The 15,359-nt window shown below is 68.3% G+C and carries 14 protein-coding genes; 5 read left to right on the top strand and 9 right to left on the bottom strand.

Annotated features, from left to right (window positions below):
* Positions 1-80 precede the first annotated feature (80 nt).
* Together RUR_RS09800 and RUR_RS09795 are read right to left on the bottom strand one after the other, a co-directional pair.
* Positions 81-1,502 carry an ATP-binding protein gene (locus RUR_RS09800; protein ID WP_283134631.1) on the bottom strand — a complete coding sequence of 474 codons (1,422 nt, stop codon included), beginning with the start codon at positions 1,500-1,502 and terminating at the stop codon, positions 81-83.
* Positions 1,503-1,866: 364 nt separating this feature from the next.
* Positions 1,867-2,046, bottom strand: a complete 180-nt coding sequence (locus RUR_RS09795) for a hypothetical protein (protein WP_283134630.1) — start codon at positions 2,044-2,046, stop codon at positions 1,867-1,869.
* Between the two features lie 165 nt (positions 2,047-2,211).
* Here RUR_RS09795 and RUR_RS09790 point away from each other — a divergent pair, with 165 nt between their 5' ends.
* Complete coding sequence (locus RUR_RS09790) at positions 2,212-2,520, top strand: MiAMP1 family antimicrobial peptide (protein ID WP_283134629.1); 309 nt, start codon at positions 2,212-2,214, stop codon at positions 2,518-2,520.
* 268 nt (positions 2,521-2,788) lie between these two features.
* Here RUR_RS09790 and RUR_RS09780 read toward each other — a convergent pair whose 3' ends face one another.
* The gene (locus RUR_RS09780; protein WP_283134628.1) at positions 2,789-3,319 is read right to left on the bottom strand and encodes a TetR/AcrR family transcriptional regulator; all 531 of its coding nucleotides are present in this window, start codon (positions 3,317-3,319) and stop codon (positions 2,789-2,791) included.
* A 57-nt stretch (positions 3,320-3,376) separates the two neighbouring features.
* On the opposite strand from RUR_RS09780, the gene RUR_RS09775 reads away from it, so the two are divergent.
* Complete coding sequence (locus RUR_RS09775; protein ID WP_283134627.1) at positions 3,377-3,727, top strand: VOC family protein; 351 nt, start codon at positions 3,377-3,379, stop codon at positions 3,725-3,727.
* Between the two features lie 706 nt (positions 3,728-4,433).
* Here RUR_RS09775 and RUR_RS09770 read toward each other — a convergent pair.
* Positions 4,434-5,432, bottom strand: coding sequence for a hypothetical protein (locus RUR_RS09770; RefSeq protein WP_283134626.1), 999 nt, complete (start codon positions 5,430-5,432; stop codon positions 4,434-4,436).
* A 164-nt stretch (positions 5,433-5,596) separates the two neighbouring features.
* Here RUR_RS09770 and RUR_RS36710 point away from each other — a divergent pair, with 164 nt between their 5' ends.
* A complete protein-coding gene (locus RUR_RS36710; RefSeq protein WP_346349027.1) occupies positions 5,597-5,815 on the top strand; it encodes a sigma factor-like helix-turn-helix DNA-binding protein in 219 nt (72 codons plus the stop codon).
* On the opposite strand, the gene RUR_RS09765 is transcribed toward RUR_RS36710, so the two are convergent.
* Positions 5,718-6,059 carry a DoxX family protein gene (locus tag RUR_RS09765; protein ID WP_283134625.1) on the bottom strand — a complete coding sequence of 114 codons (342 nt, stop codon included), beginning with the start codon at positions 6,057-6,059 and terminating at the stop codon, positions 5,718-5,720. The two genes, RUR_RS36710 and RUR_RS09765, sit on opposite strands and share 98 nt — an antisense overlap.
* A gap of 181 nt (positions 6,060-6,240) precedes the next feature.
* Entirely contained in the window at positions 6,241-7,122 is an 882-nt protein-coding gene (locus RUR_RS09760; protein WP_283134624.1) for a sigma-70 family RNA polymerase sigma factor, read from the bottom strand.
* Positions 7,123-7,426: 304 nt separating this feature from the next.
* On the opposite strand from RUR_RS09760, the gene RUR_RS09755 reads away from it, so the two are divergent.
* Complete coding sequence (locus tag RUR_RS09755; protein ID WP_283134738.1) at positions 7,427-7,744, top strand: DoxX family protein; 318 nt, start codon at positions 7,427-7,429, stop codon at positions 7,742-7,744.
* Positions 7,745-7,802: 58 nt separating this feature from the next.
* On the opposite strand, the gene RUR_RS09750 is transcribed toward RUR_RS09755, so the two are convergent.
* The gene (locus RUR_RS09750; protein ID WP_283134623.1) at positions 7,803-8,990 is read right to left on the bottom strand and encodes an FAD-dependent monooxygenase; all 1,188 of its coding nucleotides are present in this window, start codon (positions 8,988-8,990) and stop codon (positions 7,803-7,805) included.
* Between the two features lie 105 nt (positions 8,991-9,095).
* Here RUR_RS09750 and RUR_RS09745 point away from each other — a divergent pair, with 105 nt between their 5' ends.
* On the top strand, positions 9,096-9,812 hold the full coding sequence (locus RUR_RS09745) for a TetR/AcrR family transcriptional regulator (protein ID WP_283134622.1): 717 nt from the start codon (positions 9,096-9,098) through the stop codon (positions 9,810-9,812).
* Between the two features lie 338 nt (positions 9,813-10,150).
* On the opposite strand, the gene RUR_RS09740 is transcribed toward RUR_RS09745, so the two are convergent.
* Together RUR_RS09740 and RUR_RS09735 are read right to left on the bottom strand one after the other, a co-directional pair.
* Positions 10,151-10,573: an SgcJ/EcaC family oxidoreductase gene (locus tag RUR_RS09740; protein ID WP_283134621.1), complete on the bottom strand. Its 423-nt coding sequence runs from the start codon at positions 10,571-10,573 to the stop codon at positions 10,151-10,153.
* 113 nt (positions 10,574-10,686) lie between these two features.
* Complete coding sequence (locus RUR_RS09735) at positions 10,687-15,330, bottom strand: DUF5722 domain-containing protein (protein WP_283134620.1); 4,644 nt, start codon at positions 15,328-15,330, stop codon at positions 10,687-10,689.
* Positions 15,331-15,359: the final 29 nt, after the last annotated feature.

Genomic DNA, 15,359 nt, shown 5'->3' with positions numbered 1-15,359 from the left:
TCGAGCCGAGGAAGAGCAACACCTGCACAAGAGCGGCTGCCAAACAGATGAGGACGGGAAATGACCGGCGCCGGACTCTGCTACGCCCTGCGCCAGGCGCTGATCAGTTCCTCGGGGCCGTACGCCGCCTGGAGCCCGGAACAGCCGGCCCCGTTGCGGGAGAGCGCCACGAGCGGCACCGGGTCGTCGGTGATCGCCGCCCGGTGCTTCTGCAGCACGGCCAGATCGTGGTTGTCGAACGCGGAATCCTCCAGCCACTTGATCGAGCCGAGGAAGAGCAACTCCTTGGCCACCGGTTGCCGGTCGGCACCCACCACGTCGATCTCGACGTCGTTGCCACGGGTCCAGTACCCGCCGATCGCCGGGGCGGCGGGCAGGAGCCCGTCCGGCAGGAGACGGGCGAGGGATTCGCGGACGAGGGGCTCGATCGCGCGGCCTCGCCAGCTCGTCCACTGCTCCTTGATCCGGCTCAGCGTGAGGTCTCCCCGCATCCGCTCGATCTCCGCCATGTGCGGATCCAGAAACGCGAGCCAGAACCGCAGATAGGAGTCGGCCACCCGGTAGCGGCGTTCCTTCGACGGCCGCAGTGAGAGCGGCAACTCCGCTGCCACCACCCGTTTCTCGGTCAGGACATCCGTAGCTCGAGTGAGGGTGGTGTGGGCGATGCCGCCGGCGGCACGCGCGATGTTGGTGAAGGTGCGCTCTCCCGCTCCGATGGCCCGCAGGACTTCCCTGCTCATCGCCTGCGGGGGAAACTCCGCGGCCAGTGAACGCTCTGCGGAGACCAGCAACGCCGAGATGGGGTTGTCCAGCGAGTCGCGGAGGAACTCCCAAACGTCCGCTCCGGCCCGCCACTCCGCGCAGATCAGCGGGAGACCGCCCGTGATCAGGGCGGCGTCGAAGGCGGCCGCCGGCGAAAGGCCGAGCATCTCGCCGATATCGGCCGGGTTCAGCGGTCCCACGATCATTTCCCGGCCCCGCTGATGGAAGGGGCGATCGTAGCTGTTCAGCGCCTCCATCATCGACAGATCGGATCCGACCAGGAGGAGAAGTACCGGCTTGCGGCTCAGCAGGCGGTCCCATGCCCGCTGGAGCATGCCTTCGAAGGCGTCGATGCGGTCCATGAGATACGGAACCTCATCGATGACGACCACGCTCGGGGTGTCATCGGGCAGGATCTCCGCAAGTAGCCTGAACGCCGCATTCCACTGCGCCGGGGCCTCCTCTGAGAACAGAGCCCGCTCCGACAGCGTCGACCTGGCGACGGAGTCAAGCAGCTCGGTCAGTTCACTCTCAGCCGTGCCGCCCGCCGCGGTGAAGAAGAGGTTCGGCGTCTCGGTGCGCCGGAGGAACTCCTCGACCAAGCTCGACTTGCCGATCCGCCGTCTTCCCCGCATGAGGATGCACTGACCTGGTCTAGCGGACCCGATGGCATCGTGAACCGCCCGGAGGGCGTTGCGGAGCACGTTCAGCTCCCGATCCCGCCCGATGAAACGACGCATGGAAACACCCCCGAGTTCGACAGTATCGATGGAGATACTATCGCCATCGATACCATTCTCTCCTATCCAGGCATGACGCTGTGGATGCGGGAGAGGGTGAAACGCATTCGGCGTCCCACAGGTGTCACCAGGCTTCGAGGTAAGGCAGATCAAGTGCGAACCGCGAGACCGACCCCGCCTGAGACTCCCCTCAACGGGTAGCCGCGGAGGTGAGCCCGAGCAAGTACCTGACCTCGCTCCTCCCGAGGAGCTCGTCCGCGAGATCGGGAAGTCGCGGGCGGTCGCCCAGATGACGATCAGCCGCAAGCGGTACGTCATTACGGCTTCCTGCGACGAGTTCGGAACGTGATCCCCAGGCTCGCGTTCACCTTCTGATCCGGCCGAACTCCAATCCCAGTCCCGACCCGCCCCCTGACGGGGCAGTGAACCGGCGAAGCATCTGGTGGGACTCGGCCGTACGCAGCCGCAGCGCGGTCGCGTATTTGATCATTTGGCCACAGCCGAACATCCGCAGCAGGTCGTAGGCGCGGACCTGGACGGTCACCGGCGACCAGGTCCGCGGCCCGAAGCGTGTCCGGCCCCTCCACCGGCTTTGGCGAGCGCAGCGAGTGCGGCCACCGGGCTGCCGCCTGCAACCACACTTATCTCACTAAGAGTAGTAGCATGCCTACCCTCGGTAGATCATTGAAGCTCCTCGGGAGGAACAGTCGTGAAGAAACTCGCAGTCGTCCCTGTCATCTCCGCTGCCATGCTTGCGGTCATGGCCAGTGCCGCCTACGCCTCGCAGTACGTGGCCTACGAAGGGCAGGCCTTCACCGGCCGGTCGGTGGTCATCGACCGGTGCGGGGTGTCCAACATCCCCTTCGGCGGATCCTACAAATGGTACGGCGACGGCCAGAGTGGCCGGATGTACAACCAGCCCAACGCCGAGGGCGTGATGCATTTCGAACTACGCTCCAACCGCAACGCCGAGCAGCGGACGCCTGTCGGTTGGAAAAGCATCTTCATCGTCTGCTGATCCCGGTGAAACGGCCCGGCCTCTGATGGCCTAAGGGGTCCCAACAGGAAGATCAGCAGGGGATTCCTCCCCCCTCGCTGACGACGTGGTGCTTCGAGCCCGGCCTGACACGGTCGACCGGGCTCGGACCGGTTTCGGGCCGCCCTCGAGCGCCCGGACGTGCGAGCTGTCGATCACCACCGTGGACCAGTCCAGGTGGCCGGCGGCCGTTCAATCGGACCCGTACACCGCCTGGAGCTCGGAATGGCGGAAGGTGACATGCGGGGCTTCATCGGTGGTCGGGGGTGCGCAGGCTGAGAACCGCGAGGGCGGCGCGGGCCTGCTCCGGCGGGGCGCCTTCGGCGATCGCCGCCAGTGCCGCACGCCAGGCTGCGGCGAGCACGCGGCCGAGTAGCGGTGCCGGCGCGGCGGTGCCATGGCTGAGCAGTTCGGCCAGCGGGTCGTCTCCCGCGTCCGGTGGAGGGTCCGCCAGGATCCGCGGAAAGTTCTCGCGGACGGCGAAGTCCAGCCCGACCAGCATGGCGGAGGTGACGGCCGCCGAAGGATCCGGCGCCGTTCCCGCGGCCGCCATCGCGCCCTCCATGCGATCCAGCAGGCGCCGTTCGATGTCGTGCCTGACGAAGGCGTAGAGCCCGAGCTTGCTGCCGAAGTGGTGGTAGAGCGCGCCCGTGGTGACCTTCGCCGCGGACGCCAGTTCGGTGACCGTGACCTCTTCGAACGGGCGTGCCCCGAACTCCTTGACCGCGGCGAGCACGAGCCTGCCCCTGGGGGATGTCGAAACTGGAATCCATTCGCGCATCCGTACATAATGCCGTTACGCTGTCCGCAAATCTAGTTACGATCAGAGGGAAGCACCATGAAGCTTGAGTTCCTGTTCGTCCCCACCTCCGACCTGAAGGCCTCGCTCGCCCTCTACCGCGACGGACTCGGCTTCACCGAGAGCTGGCGTGAGGGCGACGAGACCGTCGCGCTGGCCCTACCCGGCACCGACGTGCAGATCATGCTCGACACCCACGACCCCGACGCCCCGGTCTCGCCCGTGTTCGTCATCGACAGCGTCGACGACTTCCACGTCACCCGCCCGGAGACGCTCACCGTCGTCGAAGCGCCCGCGCAGATCCCCGGCGGCTTCCAGGCCACCTACAAGGACCCGGGCGGCGCGACCATCATCGTCATGGACCAGTCCACCGACCAGAAGACCCCGTAGCGGCAACCGACCGGCCGACCCATCACCATCCGGGCCGTCAGGCCCGACCACCACGCGGAGCCGTATGCGGCATGTGCGACGTGATGAGCCCGTAGGCCGTCGGGGCGCTCACCGGCACCACGGCGGCCGCAGGCCGCAAGGTGAAGCAGGCCCGGACGGCTTGCGTTGCAGCGCCGCCGATCCGAGGCATGCCGTACGGGCAACGCCGACGGCGGCAGCATCAGGCTTTCGCCGACGCGGCTCGCCGGGCACAGCGCCGCCGCGCCGTTGGAGCCCCCGGTAGCGGAGAACTCGGCGACGACTGCGGCCGCTGTCGCCGGATGCTGGTCCGCTACGGGCGAACCCGGCGCGGTGGACCCGGCGTTCGTACGAGTGCCCCGCCTGCGGGGTGTAGCTGAGCCATATGGGAGGGTCGGCAACCCGGGCAAACGGTAGTGCCGAGGCTGGTACGGCAGGGCGTCTGGGTTAGCTCATTCGGCATCGCGGTCGTCGTGGGCCCTCTCCGTAGGCAGGACGTACTCATCGGTCAGCTCGGCCAGGTGGAGCGGGAGGGGCAAGCGGAGGGCGTCCACACAGTCGGGGGCTGGGCGACCGCGAGTTCCCGATCTCACCGACGAGTTTCTCGGGAGGAGCAAGCTCTGGTACTCGCTTTGCACCCCGTCAGGCGGGACCTGCCCGGGTCGGGACGCTGATGGCTTCCCGCAGCTCAGGGTCGAACGTGCAGGATGTCCTCGTCATGAGGGTCGACGGTTACCCGGACACCGGCGGCCGCCAGAACCTCCGCGTATCGGCGCACCTCCGCGGCCTCATCCAGCGGTTCGGCATCGGCTGACGTATCCGGTTCGTCGGCCATGCAGAAGGAGACTTCGAGGTGATGTGCGTCGCCGCGGTCACGGATCCAGAAGCCGTCATCCCAAGGATCCGCCTCGCGGCAGCCGGCCTGCTGAAGGATCTCTCGGATCCTTTCGGCACAGCTCCTTGGCTGCCCCGGCTGCCGAGACTCGGGCGTGCGCAGAAGCGAGCGGCCGGCCTCGACGGCCTTCAGGATCTCCCTACTGTCCGGGTTGTGCCAGAGACCGGGGTCGAGGGCGCGGAGTGCCCGTGTCGACTCCGCGCCGAGCTGGGGAATGATCTCATCACTGAGGTTGCGGACATTTCCCACCCAGCCGTTCACCCGGACCTTCTCGGGGTCCGCAACGTGCACCCAGCACGAGACGACAAGCTCGGCGGTCAGAGAGCCGTGGAACTCGATCAGGTGCTGTTCGGAGAAGACCACCTCCGCGCGGGCCTGACCCCGGACGACTGTACGGCCGTGGTTGTACGTGCCCAAGATGGTCTGATCCGCTGCCAGACCTCCCTCAATCAGAACCTCGCTGCCGGCGGTGGCGAAGTTCTTGGCCCGTACGTCACCCCGCACCAAGAGAAAGGGCCCGAAGTCCCACTCTTTGTTGACCACTCGGTCGGTGACGCTCAGGTCCCCGTCCACCACGACGCCCAGGAAGGCGCCCGGACTCCGCTTCGGCAGGCCCGTCCAGGAGTCGAGGGTGCGGAAGTCGAGCGGGAGGTGATGCAACTCGGCCGGACCTTCGACGAGAACCACCTCATCGTCGTCGCACGCGTCGTCCAGACCGAAGCGTGCGCACAGCCCGTATCGCTTGTCCGCCTCGTCGAGCGTGATCGCCTTGATGTTCTTCATGCCCGTCATCCGGGTAATCGTTCCACGGTGCTCGACCGGCTCCCCCTCGTCGGCCGCCGAAGCGGCGTCGCCACCCTCAACCCCGGCGTGCGGGAGCCTGCTCCGGGGGCGGGAGACCGGACGGCATCGCCGCAGACCCGGCCGACCGGGTCACCCTCGACGAGTCGGTCACCATGGCCTTCCTCGTCGTGCTCGAAGCGATGACCCCGGCCGAGCGCGTCGCGTTCATCCTGCACGACGTCTTCCGCTACCCCTTCGCCGAGGTGTCCGAGATCGTCGGCCGTACCCCTGCGGTCAGGCTGCGGCTCCCAGCACGAGGGCGGCGACAACCGGCACGAGGTACAGCAGCGGGTAGGCGACAGTCGCGTAGGAGCGTGCGCGGAGCACAGTGATGACGGCCCCGACGAAGTACAGAACCAGGCCGATTCCGGCCAGGATGCCGATCACGGGTACGAACAGGCCGACCAGCAGGCCCGCTGCCCCCGCAGCCTTGGCGGCACCGAGCCAGGGCCACCATGAGCTCGGGACACCGTACGCGGCCAGCGGCTCGACGACCCACGCGGCGCGAGTGAGGACGGCGTAGGCGGAGAAGGCCACCCAGGCGGCGGTGAGAACGGTGACGATGACGTGAGCCATGTGGGGCGCTCCTTGTTTCGGTGACGCTGGGCCGGGGCCGCAGCGGCGCGATCGGTGAATCCCGTCACTGCCTTGACCCGGCGTCGTACGGCGATGTGACCGCCGGCGAATATGACGTGCGTCACAGGCGAGGAGCCCGCGGTTGGGAGGTGAATCCCAGCGATTCACCTCCCAGCCCCTGTCAGTCGAGGACCACCAGATTGAGTCGATCGAGACGATCGGGTTCTGCGATGACGTCGATGGCGGTGATGAGGCCGTCGACGATCGTGAACGTGAGTGCCACACGCAGGTGGCTGCGGGGAGCCATCACGAGGCCGACGGCGCCGTCGATGAGGGCGGGTCCGGTGAACCGGGCCCGCTGCATGGCGGCCATCGCGCCCTTGGCGACGGGCTCGGCTTGGTGGACCATGACGGGCTCGGCGGTCAGCATGACGGCCTTGTCCGCCCGGAGCGTGACATCGGGGTGGAGCAGCGTGATCAGAGCTTGGAGATCCTGGCCGCGAGTGGCGGACAGGAAGGCTTCGACGATCTCCCGCTGGTGGGTCAGATCGACGTGCGGCGCGGGTGCCGCCCCTTTGACGCGGCGGCGCGCACGGCTGGCCAGTTGCCGGGTCGCCTCCGGTGATCGCTCCAGCATGGGGGCGATCTCCTCGAAAGGCATGGCGAACAGATCGTGCAACACGAAGGCGAGCCGCTCGGCCGGACCCAGGGTGTCGAGCACCACCAGCAGCGCCACCCCCACCGAGTCGGCCATCACCACCTCCTGCTCGGGATTCCCCGTGGAGGCAGGCCCCAGCAACGCATCAGCCACCTCCGTGTCCAGCGGTTCCTCGCGGCGGCTATCGCGCGAGCGCAGCATGTTCAGACACACCCGAGCCACCACCGTGGTCAGCCATCCGGCAATGTTCTGCACCTGGCCGACATCGGCGCGGCCGGCACGCAGCCAGGCGTCCTGAAGCGCGTCGTCGGCCTCACTCAGCGATCCGAGCATCCGGAAAGCCACCGCGCGGAGATGCGAGCGATGCTCGGCGAACCGCTCTGCCAGCCAATGATGTTCGCCCACGTCGCATTCCTCCATCAACCAGCGACCGTACCCATGTGAGGCGCCTTGGTCCCAGTGACGACGCGCCTTTCATCCTGGATCATGCTGCGTGACGGTGCTGATCGCAGCAACGCCGCAGGCATCTATCGGACCGTCGTCCGGTGAATGCGGTTGATGAGCGGTGAGCCACCCGGAGAGCATGGCGTGTGATGTGGGTCACTGCCGTTCAGCGGGATCTCCACCGTCAAGACCAACCCCGAACTGGGCCGGATGCCGCGCTGGCCGAGCCGGCGCACCGGCTTCACCGACGGATTGAGCTGACGGGATATGTGCACCTCAGAGCTGTACGGCGAACTGCGGCCACGGGCCTTCGCCATCGCCTACCAGATGCTCGGCAGCCGTCAAGGCCATCGGCGTCCTGGAAATCCTGGCCGCGGTGGGCTTGATCCTGCCCGCCGTGGTCGATGTCGCACCGGTTCCCGTGCCGATGACCGCCCTCTGCTGGGTCTTGCTGATGATCGGCGCGATGACCACCCACGCCCGCCGCGGTGAGTTCCGGTTCGCGATGCTGAACCTGATCTGTCTGGCGCTTGCGGCGTTCATTGTCTGGGGCCGCTTCGGCGCTTGGTCCTTCACCGGCTGACCGGCAGCCAACCTGGTCCACCTCCCCGGGGGACCAGGACGAGGACCGTGGCGGTCGCCTACGGGTGTGGACGGGGCACGGGGTGGTCGGGCAGGTCGATGGCGCTGGTGATCTTCTCGCCCTGCTTGAGCATCCAGTTCAGGAGGGAGGGGCGGGACAGCAGGGTGTTGCGGAGACGTGCGCCCATGGCGGTCTTGGGTGCCAGGAACCTCCCGGTGCGGTCGCCGCCCGCCTGGCAGCTCTTGGCGTAGTCGCGGAGCCTGCTCTCATACCGGATGAACGCCGTCCGGGGGGCTCCTGGGTCCCGGGCGAGTTCGCTCGCCAGGACGTAGGCGGCGACCATCGCGGTCCCCGTGCCCATGCCGCCGATGGTGGCTCCGCACGCGGCGTCCCCGACGAGGCACACCCGTCCGGTGGACCAGGCGTCCACATCCGCCCGGCTGATCGAGTCGAAGTAGAGGTCGGAGGCCGGGTGGAGCGAGTCGAGCAGCCGCGGCACCTCCCAGCCGAGCCCGGAGAAGGCGTCGACGATCAGGCGCTTCGCCTGTTCGGGGTTGTGGCGGTCGTACGGCAGCTCCGGCGCCGCGAAGACGAAGAACGCGCCCGCTCGCGCCGCGTCCCGATGGTCGGCGCCCACGGAGGCGAGCCGTCCCGGCGCGTTGTGGCAGACCGAGCCCTTGACGAGTCCCAGGTAGTTGGGCAGCCGCCAGGTGGCCGCGTAGTAGCCGAGGTGCTTGACGTAGTCCTTCTCCGGACCGAAGGCGAGGCGGCGGACGTTGGAATGCAGCCCGTCCGCGCCGATCACCAGGTCGAATTCATCCGAGGCGCCGCTGCGGAAATCGACTCGCACGCCTGAGGAGGTCTCGGCGAGGTGGGTGATCGAGTCGCCGAAGACGTACTCCGCGTAGGGGAGGCTGTGCTCGTACAGCACCCGGGCCAGGTCTCCGCGGAGCACCTCCAGCCCGCCGCCGGCGAACTCGGCCGGGAGGTGCAGCAAGGTCCTGCCGCCTTCGTCGACGAAGTGCATCGGGCTGCCCCCGGTCTGGATGCGGTGCAGTTCGGGGAGCAGGCCCATGCGTTCGAGCACGGTCAGATGTGTCTCCCCGCGGAAGTCGACGGCCTGGCCGCCCTCGCGCAGGGCCGGGGCCAGTTCGACGACGGTCGGCTTGAAGCCGTGGCGCCCCAGCCAGTAGGCCAGCGCCGGCCCGGCGACGCTTGCGCCGGAGATGAGGACTTTCCTGTTCACGGACTCCCCCAGACAAGAAACTGTGTCCAATGGACACTAATAATTACCGTGTACTGTAGACGCAGTTATGTGGGTTCGGCAAGGCCAGGGCTGGGGGCGGCAGACATGGGTGGCACGCACGCCGAGATGGCGCGGCTGCTGTGGGGCCCGCACCCCAGACCGGCACGGGGCCCTCGGCCGACGCTCGACCTGGACCGCATCGCGCGGGCGGGCATCGAGATCGCCGACTCCGACGGCTTGGCCGCCTTGTCCATGCAGCGGGTCGCCGCACGACTCGGCGTCACCAAGATGGCCTTGTACCGGTACGTGCCGGGCAAGGCCGAGCTGGTCGCGCTGATGGTGGACGCCGCCATCGGCCCGTACCGGGCGGCCGGGAAGCCGCGCAACGGCTGGCGGGAGCATTTGGAGGAGTGGGGTCGGCAGCTGCTCGCCGGATTTCAACGGCACCCGTGGATGCTGGACGCCACCGTCGGGCCCCGGATCATGGGACCCGGGGAGCTGTCTTGGTTGGAGTACGCCGTTTCCACGCTGGACGGCACAGGGCTGAGCGGCGCCGAACGCATGGACGCGGCCGTCCTGCTGGTTGGTCACGTACGCGAAATCACCCAGCAGGCCCGTGCGGCAGGCCCCACGGGCGACCCCGAGACCGAGCTGGGCGCCGTCCTCGGCGACCTGATGCGGGAACACGGCGATCGCTTCCCCGCGCTCACCTCGGCCCTCATCTCCACCGCCCGATCCGGCGGACAGAACCAGGCGTGGGAATTCGGCCTACAGCGCATCCTGGACGGCTTGGCCGCCCTCATCGACCAGCGTGCCTGCTGAACGGCGTCTTAGCGGCCCTGCTCAACGCACGCGATATACTGGTGACAGGCCTGTGGGACGAGCGAGGGAGCCCAAGCCGAACCTCTGAAGGAGCAGCGTCCGACGGGGGAGCGGCCGTAGGGCTGAGAGGCCGGAGCACCGCAAGGTGAACGGTGACCCCTAGCCACCTGATCCGGACAATGCCGGCGAAGGGAGAGCGCCCCACAGGTCTCGTGTGTGCCTTGGCGGCGCCCACATCGCCTTGTACCAGGCGTGACGGCAGGAAAGACCCCCTGGTCGCAGTCACCAGGAGGTCTGATCCTTTTCCGATGTCACCGATCGTAGGGGCGCCCGCGCCGTCAGGAGTCGAGGACCGTGGTGTTCTGGCAGGCGACCAGGGTCCACCGCCCGTCTTCCTTGGCCATGACGTACATCGGGGTGCCCTCCTGCTCGCCTTCGATCGGCAGGCCGTCCCGCGTGTACCACTGGCGCACCTTCACCGCGGCCACGTCGGGCCGGATGAACAGCACATGGACGACCTCGTAGTTGGCCGTCAAATCCTTCATCGCACCGGGCAGCACCTTGTGGGTGAAAGCCGCGATCTCATCCCGCCCGAAGAGCCGCTTGCCGTGGCCCGTCGTCCAGATCGCATCCTCCCTGAAGAGCGCGGCGAAGTCGTCGGGAAGCTCGTTCTGCTGGTAGTGCCGGACCTCCGCGACCACCTTCTTGATGGCCTCGATCTCGGTCTCACGGGTCTGCTCGTCAAAACCTGTCGTAGTCATGTGGACCACAATGGCACCTCTACTTAACTCGAGGTCAAGCCCGCCCAAGCCGTTTCCGTGCAACGGCGAAGCCGGGCCGCACACGATGTGCGACCCGGCCCCGTTTTGTTCGGTTAGGAGTATTGGAGTTCGTCGAGCTGGAAGAGGGCGCCGCAGCACCAGTTCCAGGTGGTGCCGAGGATCCGGTAGGTGACCTCGATCTTGGTTACCCGGTTGCGGCCCGACCACTGGGAGATGTCGGTGGCGACCTTGCTCCACTGATCGTGCAGTGTGCCGCGGATCGTGCCGGAGACCTTGTCCTGGTCACTCCAGACGGTGAGTTCGACCTCGTAACCGGTGGCGTCGGGGATGCCGCCGTAGCCGTCGAACCAAACCGAGACCTCCGCGGCGCCGGACATGTCGATCGGGGTCTGCGGGGTGTAGACGACCGACTTGGGCCGGGAGGCGTCGCCGTCCGTCATCACCGCCTGCAGGGCGAACTGCCCCCGGTACGGCACATGCGGCCCGTTCGGGAAGGACGAGACGGTGGAGACACCCGCCACGTTCGTCCCGGCGGTCCAGCCCGGTGCGCCGTCCTCGAAACCGGTGACCACGACCGGCTGCCTCCGGGGCGCGGTGAAGACGTCCAGGTTCACCCCGTTGCCCATCACCCCGTATCCGGCGGCGTTGGGGTGGGTGCCGTCGGCGTCGTAGGCCGCGCGGATCTTGGTTGGGTCGGCCGGGTCGGCCACCAGCGGGTCGAAGTCGATGACCGCGTCGAAGACCCGGTTGGACCTGATCCAGGCGTTGAGGGCCTGCCGCTGGGTTTCATGGGCCGCGGTCCAGCCGGTGCCGTTGCCCCGGGGGATGGCCGTGGCCACGATCGCCCGCAGGTCCGCGGCGTGGATCCGCTCGGCGGCCGTGGTCAGCGCCGAGATCACCTGGCTTGACGTGGAGCCGGTGTAGATGTCGTTGGTGCCCATGAAGACGACGACGTCGGTGACCCCGGTCTGCTTGAGCACGTCCCGGTCGAGCCGGGTCAGCCCGTTCACCCCGACCTGCGGGTTGCCGATGGAGTTGAGGGTGTTCCCGCCGATCCCCGCGTTGACCACGGCACGGCGGCGCGGGTCGGCGGCGGGCAGGGCGTTCAGCCGGCCGCTGAGCACGTCGGTCCAGCGGTCGTCGCCGTCCCGGGTGGCGCCGGCGCCGTCGGTGATGGAGTCGCCGAGCACCACCACCGTGCCGGGCACCTGGCTGCCGAGCACGTCCACGGCGTCGATCCAGTAGGTGCTGGTCCCGGTGGCGGTGAACGACGTACCGCCCTGGTCGCCGGTGCGGTCACCGGCTCCCGCGGCAGTCCGGTACTGGGTCTTGTTCGCCCAGTCATGGCTGAGCAGCGGGAGCGAGCTCAGCGCGTGCGTGCTGACCAGCAGGTTGTCGCCGGCCCCGACGGCCAGGGTGACCGGGTCGGTGTAGACGATCTCGCCGGGCGGCACTGTGATCTTCGCCTTGCCGTCCACGGTGAGCGGGGTCGGGGTGCCCCGTACCGCCGCGCCGGACTCCCGGACGCCGACGGTGGCGTGGTCGAAGACGAGCGGGGCGGAGGAGAACGGGTTGACCAGGCGCACCCGGACCGCGTCTCCGCCGGTGCTGAGCCGCAGGGACTGCCGGTAGGTGGTGTCGGCCGGGCTGTCCCCGCCGAAGTGGCCGCCGATGGAGGCACCCCAGGCGGCACGCCAGGTGGCGGTCTGGTCGTAGTTTCCGACCACGCCGACGTCGTCGACCTGCAGGTGCGGGCCGCCCACCCAGTTGAAGGTGGTGCCGAGCGCCCGGTAGGTCACGTCGATGCCGGTGACGTTGTTCCGGTGCGGCCAGGCCGAGACGTCGATCGCCAGCCGGTTCCACTTGTCCGGCACGAAGGTCGGCAGCACCGTGGAGATCGACTCCGATCCGCTGCGCAGCGTGAGCTTCGCCTCGTACCCGGTGGCGTCGGGGATGCCGCCGTAGGCGTTGACCCAGGCGTACACCTCGGAGACCCCGCCGAGCCGGAGCGGGCCCGCAGGCCGTACCGACACGGTCTTGGGCCTGGAGGCGTCGCCGTCGGTGAGCACCGCGTCCAGTGCGCCCTCACCGCCGTGCGGACGCTGCGGCCCGTTGGGGAACGAGGAGACCCGGGCCACCGTGTTGACGTTCTCCCCGGCCTTCCAGCCCTGGGTGCCGTTCTCGAAGTCGTACAGCAGGGTCGGCGGGGGCGGCGGCACCTCGACGGTGACCGTGTAGACGTGACCGCCGAGCGTGAGGCACAGCTTGGGGTGGTCGGGATCGGCGGGGGTGTAGGAGGCGAAGGTGCCGGTCACGGTCTTGCGTCCACCCGAACCGACCAGCCCGGTGACTGCCACGGGTCCGTTGAGGGTGACGCCGTCGCAGTCCTGTACGGCCAAATCGGCGGCGAGCGCGGGACCGCCGTTGTTGACCACGTCCACGCGGACCGTGCTCCCGGCACCCTTGCGGTCGTCGGCGCGGGCGCGCAGGTCGAGGTTGGCGGGACGACCCGTGGCGTCGGCGGTGGCCGCCAGGGTCACCGCGTCCAGGTCGAAGGTGCCCTTCCAGTCGTCGCCGCTGCTGCCCTTGACCCACACCTTGATCCGGTTGATCTGGCTGCGGCCGGCCCAGCCGGACAGATCGATCCCGACCGAGTTCCAGTCGGTGCCGGCCTTGATCGCGGCCGTGCCGTAGGCGACGGTGCCGTCGGCGCCGTACGCCCGGATCTGGGCGGAGAACTTGTTGACCGGGGAGAACGTCCCGGTGCCGGGGACGCGGAGCTTGACCGCCAGGTTCGGCTTGGCGGTGGCGTTCAGCGGTGTGGTGAGCGGGAGGTCGACGCCGCGCCAGGCCTTGGAGTTGGTGCCGTTGCTGAAGACGATCTCTTTGTCGGTGAAGTGGGTGCGCAGGACCTTGGTGCCCTGGGGTGCCTGCGGGTCGGCGACCGACTCGATCGCATGGGTGTGGTCGGAGGTGCGCCAGCCGTTCACGCCGCTCTCGAAGCCGGAGATCTGCTGGGATCCGCCGAGTGCCGCGTAGTCGTAGGCGGGAACCTGGGTCGCGGTCCGCCTGCGGTCGATCATCGCGGGGGTGAAGTTCGGGATCGCCTCGGTCCAGTCGCCGATCCCGATGATCGGCTTGGCGAACTCGGTCAGCGCCAGGGAGTCCGCGGTGTCGATGTCGCGGAAGAGGTTGTAGATCCGCTTCTTCTCACCGGGCGGTGCCGCGAAGTCCTGCCGCTTGTCGTCCCAGGTGTACAGGCCGATCCGCAGCCCGGCCGCCTCCCGGTTGTCCACCTGCGGGTCCCAGATGTAGGCGTCGATCCCGCCCGCGGCGCGGATCTTGTAGTAGGAGTAGGCGAAGCAGGCGGCCTGCAGCTCCTGGTCGGCCGCGCCGTTGGTCGGGCTCTGGCAGCCCTGCTCGGAGAGGATGATCCGCCGGGGCTCGCCGTTGTGGCGCAGCTCGGGCCGCTCCAGGTAACGCGACAGTGTGGCGATGTTCTTGAAGGTGATCTTCGAGGTGCTCGGGTCCTCGGTGACCGGGTCGTTCCAGGTCCGCGGGTCCATCATGTCGGAGGGGTAGGGGTGGTGGGCGACGTGCCAGGGGAAGTCCCCTTCGGCCTTGATCTTCGCCGCGAGCCCGTCCAGCACCTCCTTGCCCTTGTAGAACTTGAGCGGCTCCGAGGGCAGGGCCGCGGAGTTCCAGAAGTGGTCGAGCGAGATGTAGACCCGGCCGTCGCTGTGGTACTTACGTGCGGCGTTGTGGCCGATGCGCAGCGCGGGCACGTAGTTGTCCAGGAACTGCGGGAGGGTCTTGTCGCCCATCCGCTGCCAGACCCCGGCCGAGTTGATCTCGTTGCCGACGATGTAGTCGATCGCCTTGCCGTACTTCTCGTCGTCCCGCGAGTAGCGCTGGGCGATGAACTCCATCAGCGCCGTGTAGTGCGCGATGCCGTCCGGGGTGACGGTGTTGAAGGCGTAGGTCATGAAGGACGGCGGCGGCCCGGTGGGCGCGTCCGGGTGGACCAGGACGGGGAAGCCGGAGTTGGGCTTGTCGTCGTAGACGATCACCAGCACCAGGTAGACGAGGGTGTCGTTGTCGGAGAGCGGCTTGATCGAGTGGTCCAGCCACTCGGCGTAGGACTTGTCGAAGTAGAAGGTGCGGCCGCCCGACTGGAACTCGATGGTGTCCGCCGGGTCGCCGGGACCCTGCCGTATCAGGTAGTTCACCCCGACGGAGATCGCCGCGTGCCCGATTCCGAGCTCTTCGGCGTCGCTGGTCATGCTGACCGACAACCCCTTCTGGGTGGTCGGCGTCGGCCGCGGCGCGGAGTTGGCGGCCCGGGCCTTCCAGGTGTCGACGTGCCGCGGTCCGCCGAGCGCGGTACGGGCTGCGCCGTCCACTCCGACGGCGGTGAAGGTCGCGTTGAGCCGGTCGGCCTTTCCGGAGTATCGCTTGACCGAAGCGCGGAATGCGCCGTCGGCACCGGGGGTCACCGTGGTGAGCGGGGTGTCCGACCCCTTCGCGTAGATCTCGACCTTGCGGCCGGGGACGACCGTACATCCGGAGGTGGCGGTCCCGGAGAACTCGATTTTTCTCTTCCCGACGGCGACCTTGCTGATCCCGGTGGGACATTCGGGGGGCTCGGCGGCGGCGGGGGGTGTGGTGATCAGCGGCAGCAGCGCGGCCACGCACAGCGTGGCGAACACCGCGGCGAGCCGGGGGACTTTCAGCATGTTCATCCTCATTCGACAGGTCCCGCACC

The sequence above is a fragment of the Rhizohabitans arisaemae genome, from assembly GCF_025996515.1.
Taxonomy (GTDB): Bacteria; Actinomycetota; Actinomycetes; order Streptosporangiales; family Streptosporangiaceae; genus Rhizohabitans; species Rhizohabitans arisaemae.
Note: the sequence above shows the minus strand (reverse complement) of the source record. Positions and strands in the feature narration are given on the sequence as shown.

What these genes read in the sequence shown, in the direction of transcription:
- RUR_RS09800 (WP_283134631.1), bottom strand. Translation starts at nt 1,502, where the DNA reads ATGCGTCGTTTCATCGGGCGGGATCGGGAGCTGAACGTGCTCCGCAAC.
- RUR_RS09780 (WP_283134628.1), bottom strand. Translation starts at nt 3,319, where the DNA reads ATGCGCGAATGGATTCCAGTTTCGACATCCCCCAGGGGCAGGCTCGTG.
- RUR_RS09775 (WP_283134627.1), top strand. Translation starts at nt 3,377, where the DNA reads ATGAAGCTTGAGTTCCTGTTCGTCCCCACCTCCGACCTGAAGGCCTCG.
- RUR_RS09770 (WP_283134626.1), bottom strand. Translation starts at nt 5,432, where the DNA reads ATGACGGGCATGAAGAACATCAAGGCGATCACGCTCGACGAGGCGGAC.
- RUR_RS36710 (WP_346349027.1), top strand. Translation starts at nt 5,597, where the DNA reads ATGGCCTTCCTCGTCGTGCTCGAAGCGATGACCCCGGCCGAGCGCGTC.
- RUR_RS09765 (WP_283134625.1), bottom strand. Translation starts at nt 6,059, where the DNA reads ATGGCTCACGTCATCGTCACCGTTCTCACCGCCGCCTGGGTGGCCTTC.
- RUR_RS09745 (WP_283134622.1), top strand. Translation starts at nt 9,096, where the DNA reads ATGGGTGGCACGCACGCCGAGATGGCGCGGCTGCTGTGGGGCCCGCAC.
- RUR_RS09740 (WP_283134621.1), bottom strand. Translation starts at nt 10,573, where the DNA reads ATGACTACGACAGGTTTTGACGAGCAGACCCGTGAGACCGAGATCGAG.
- RUR_RS09735 (WP_283134620.1), bottom strand. Translation starts at nt 15,330, where the DNA reads ATGCTGAAAGTCCCCCGGCTCGCCGCGGTGTTCGCCACGCTGTGCGTG.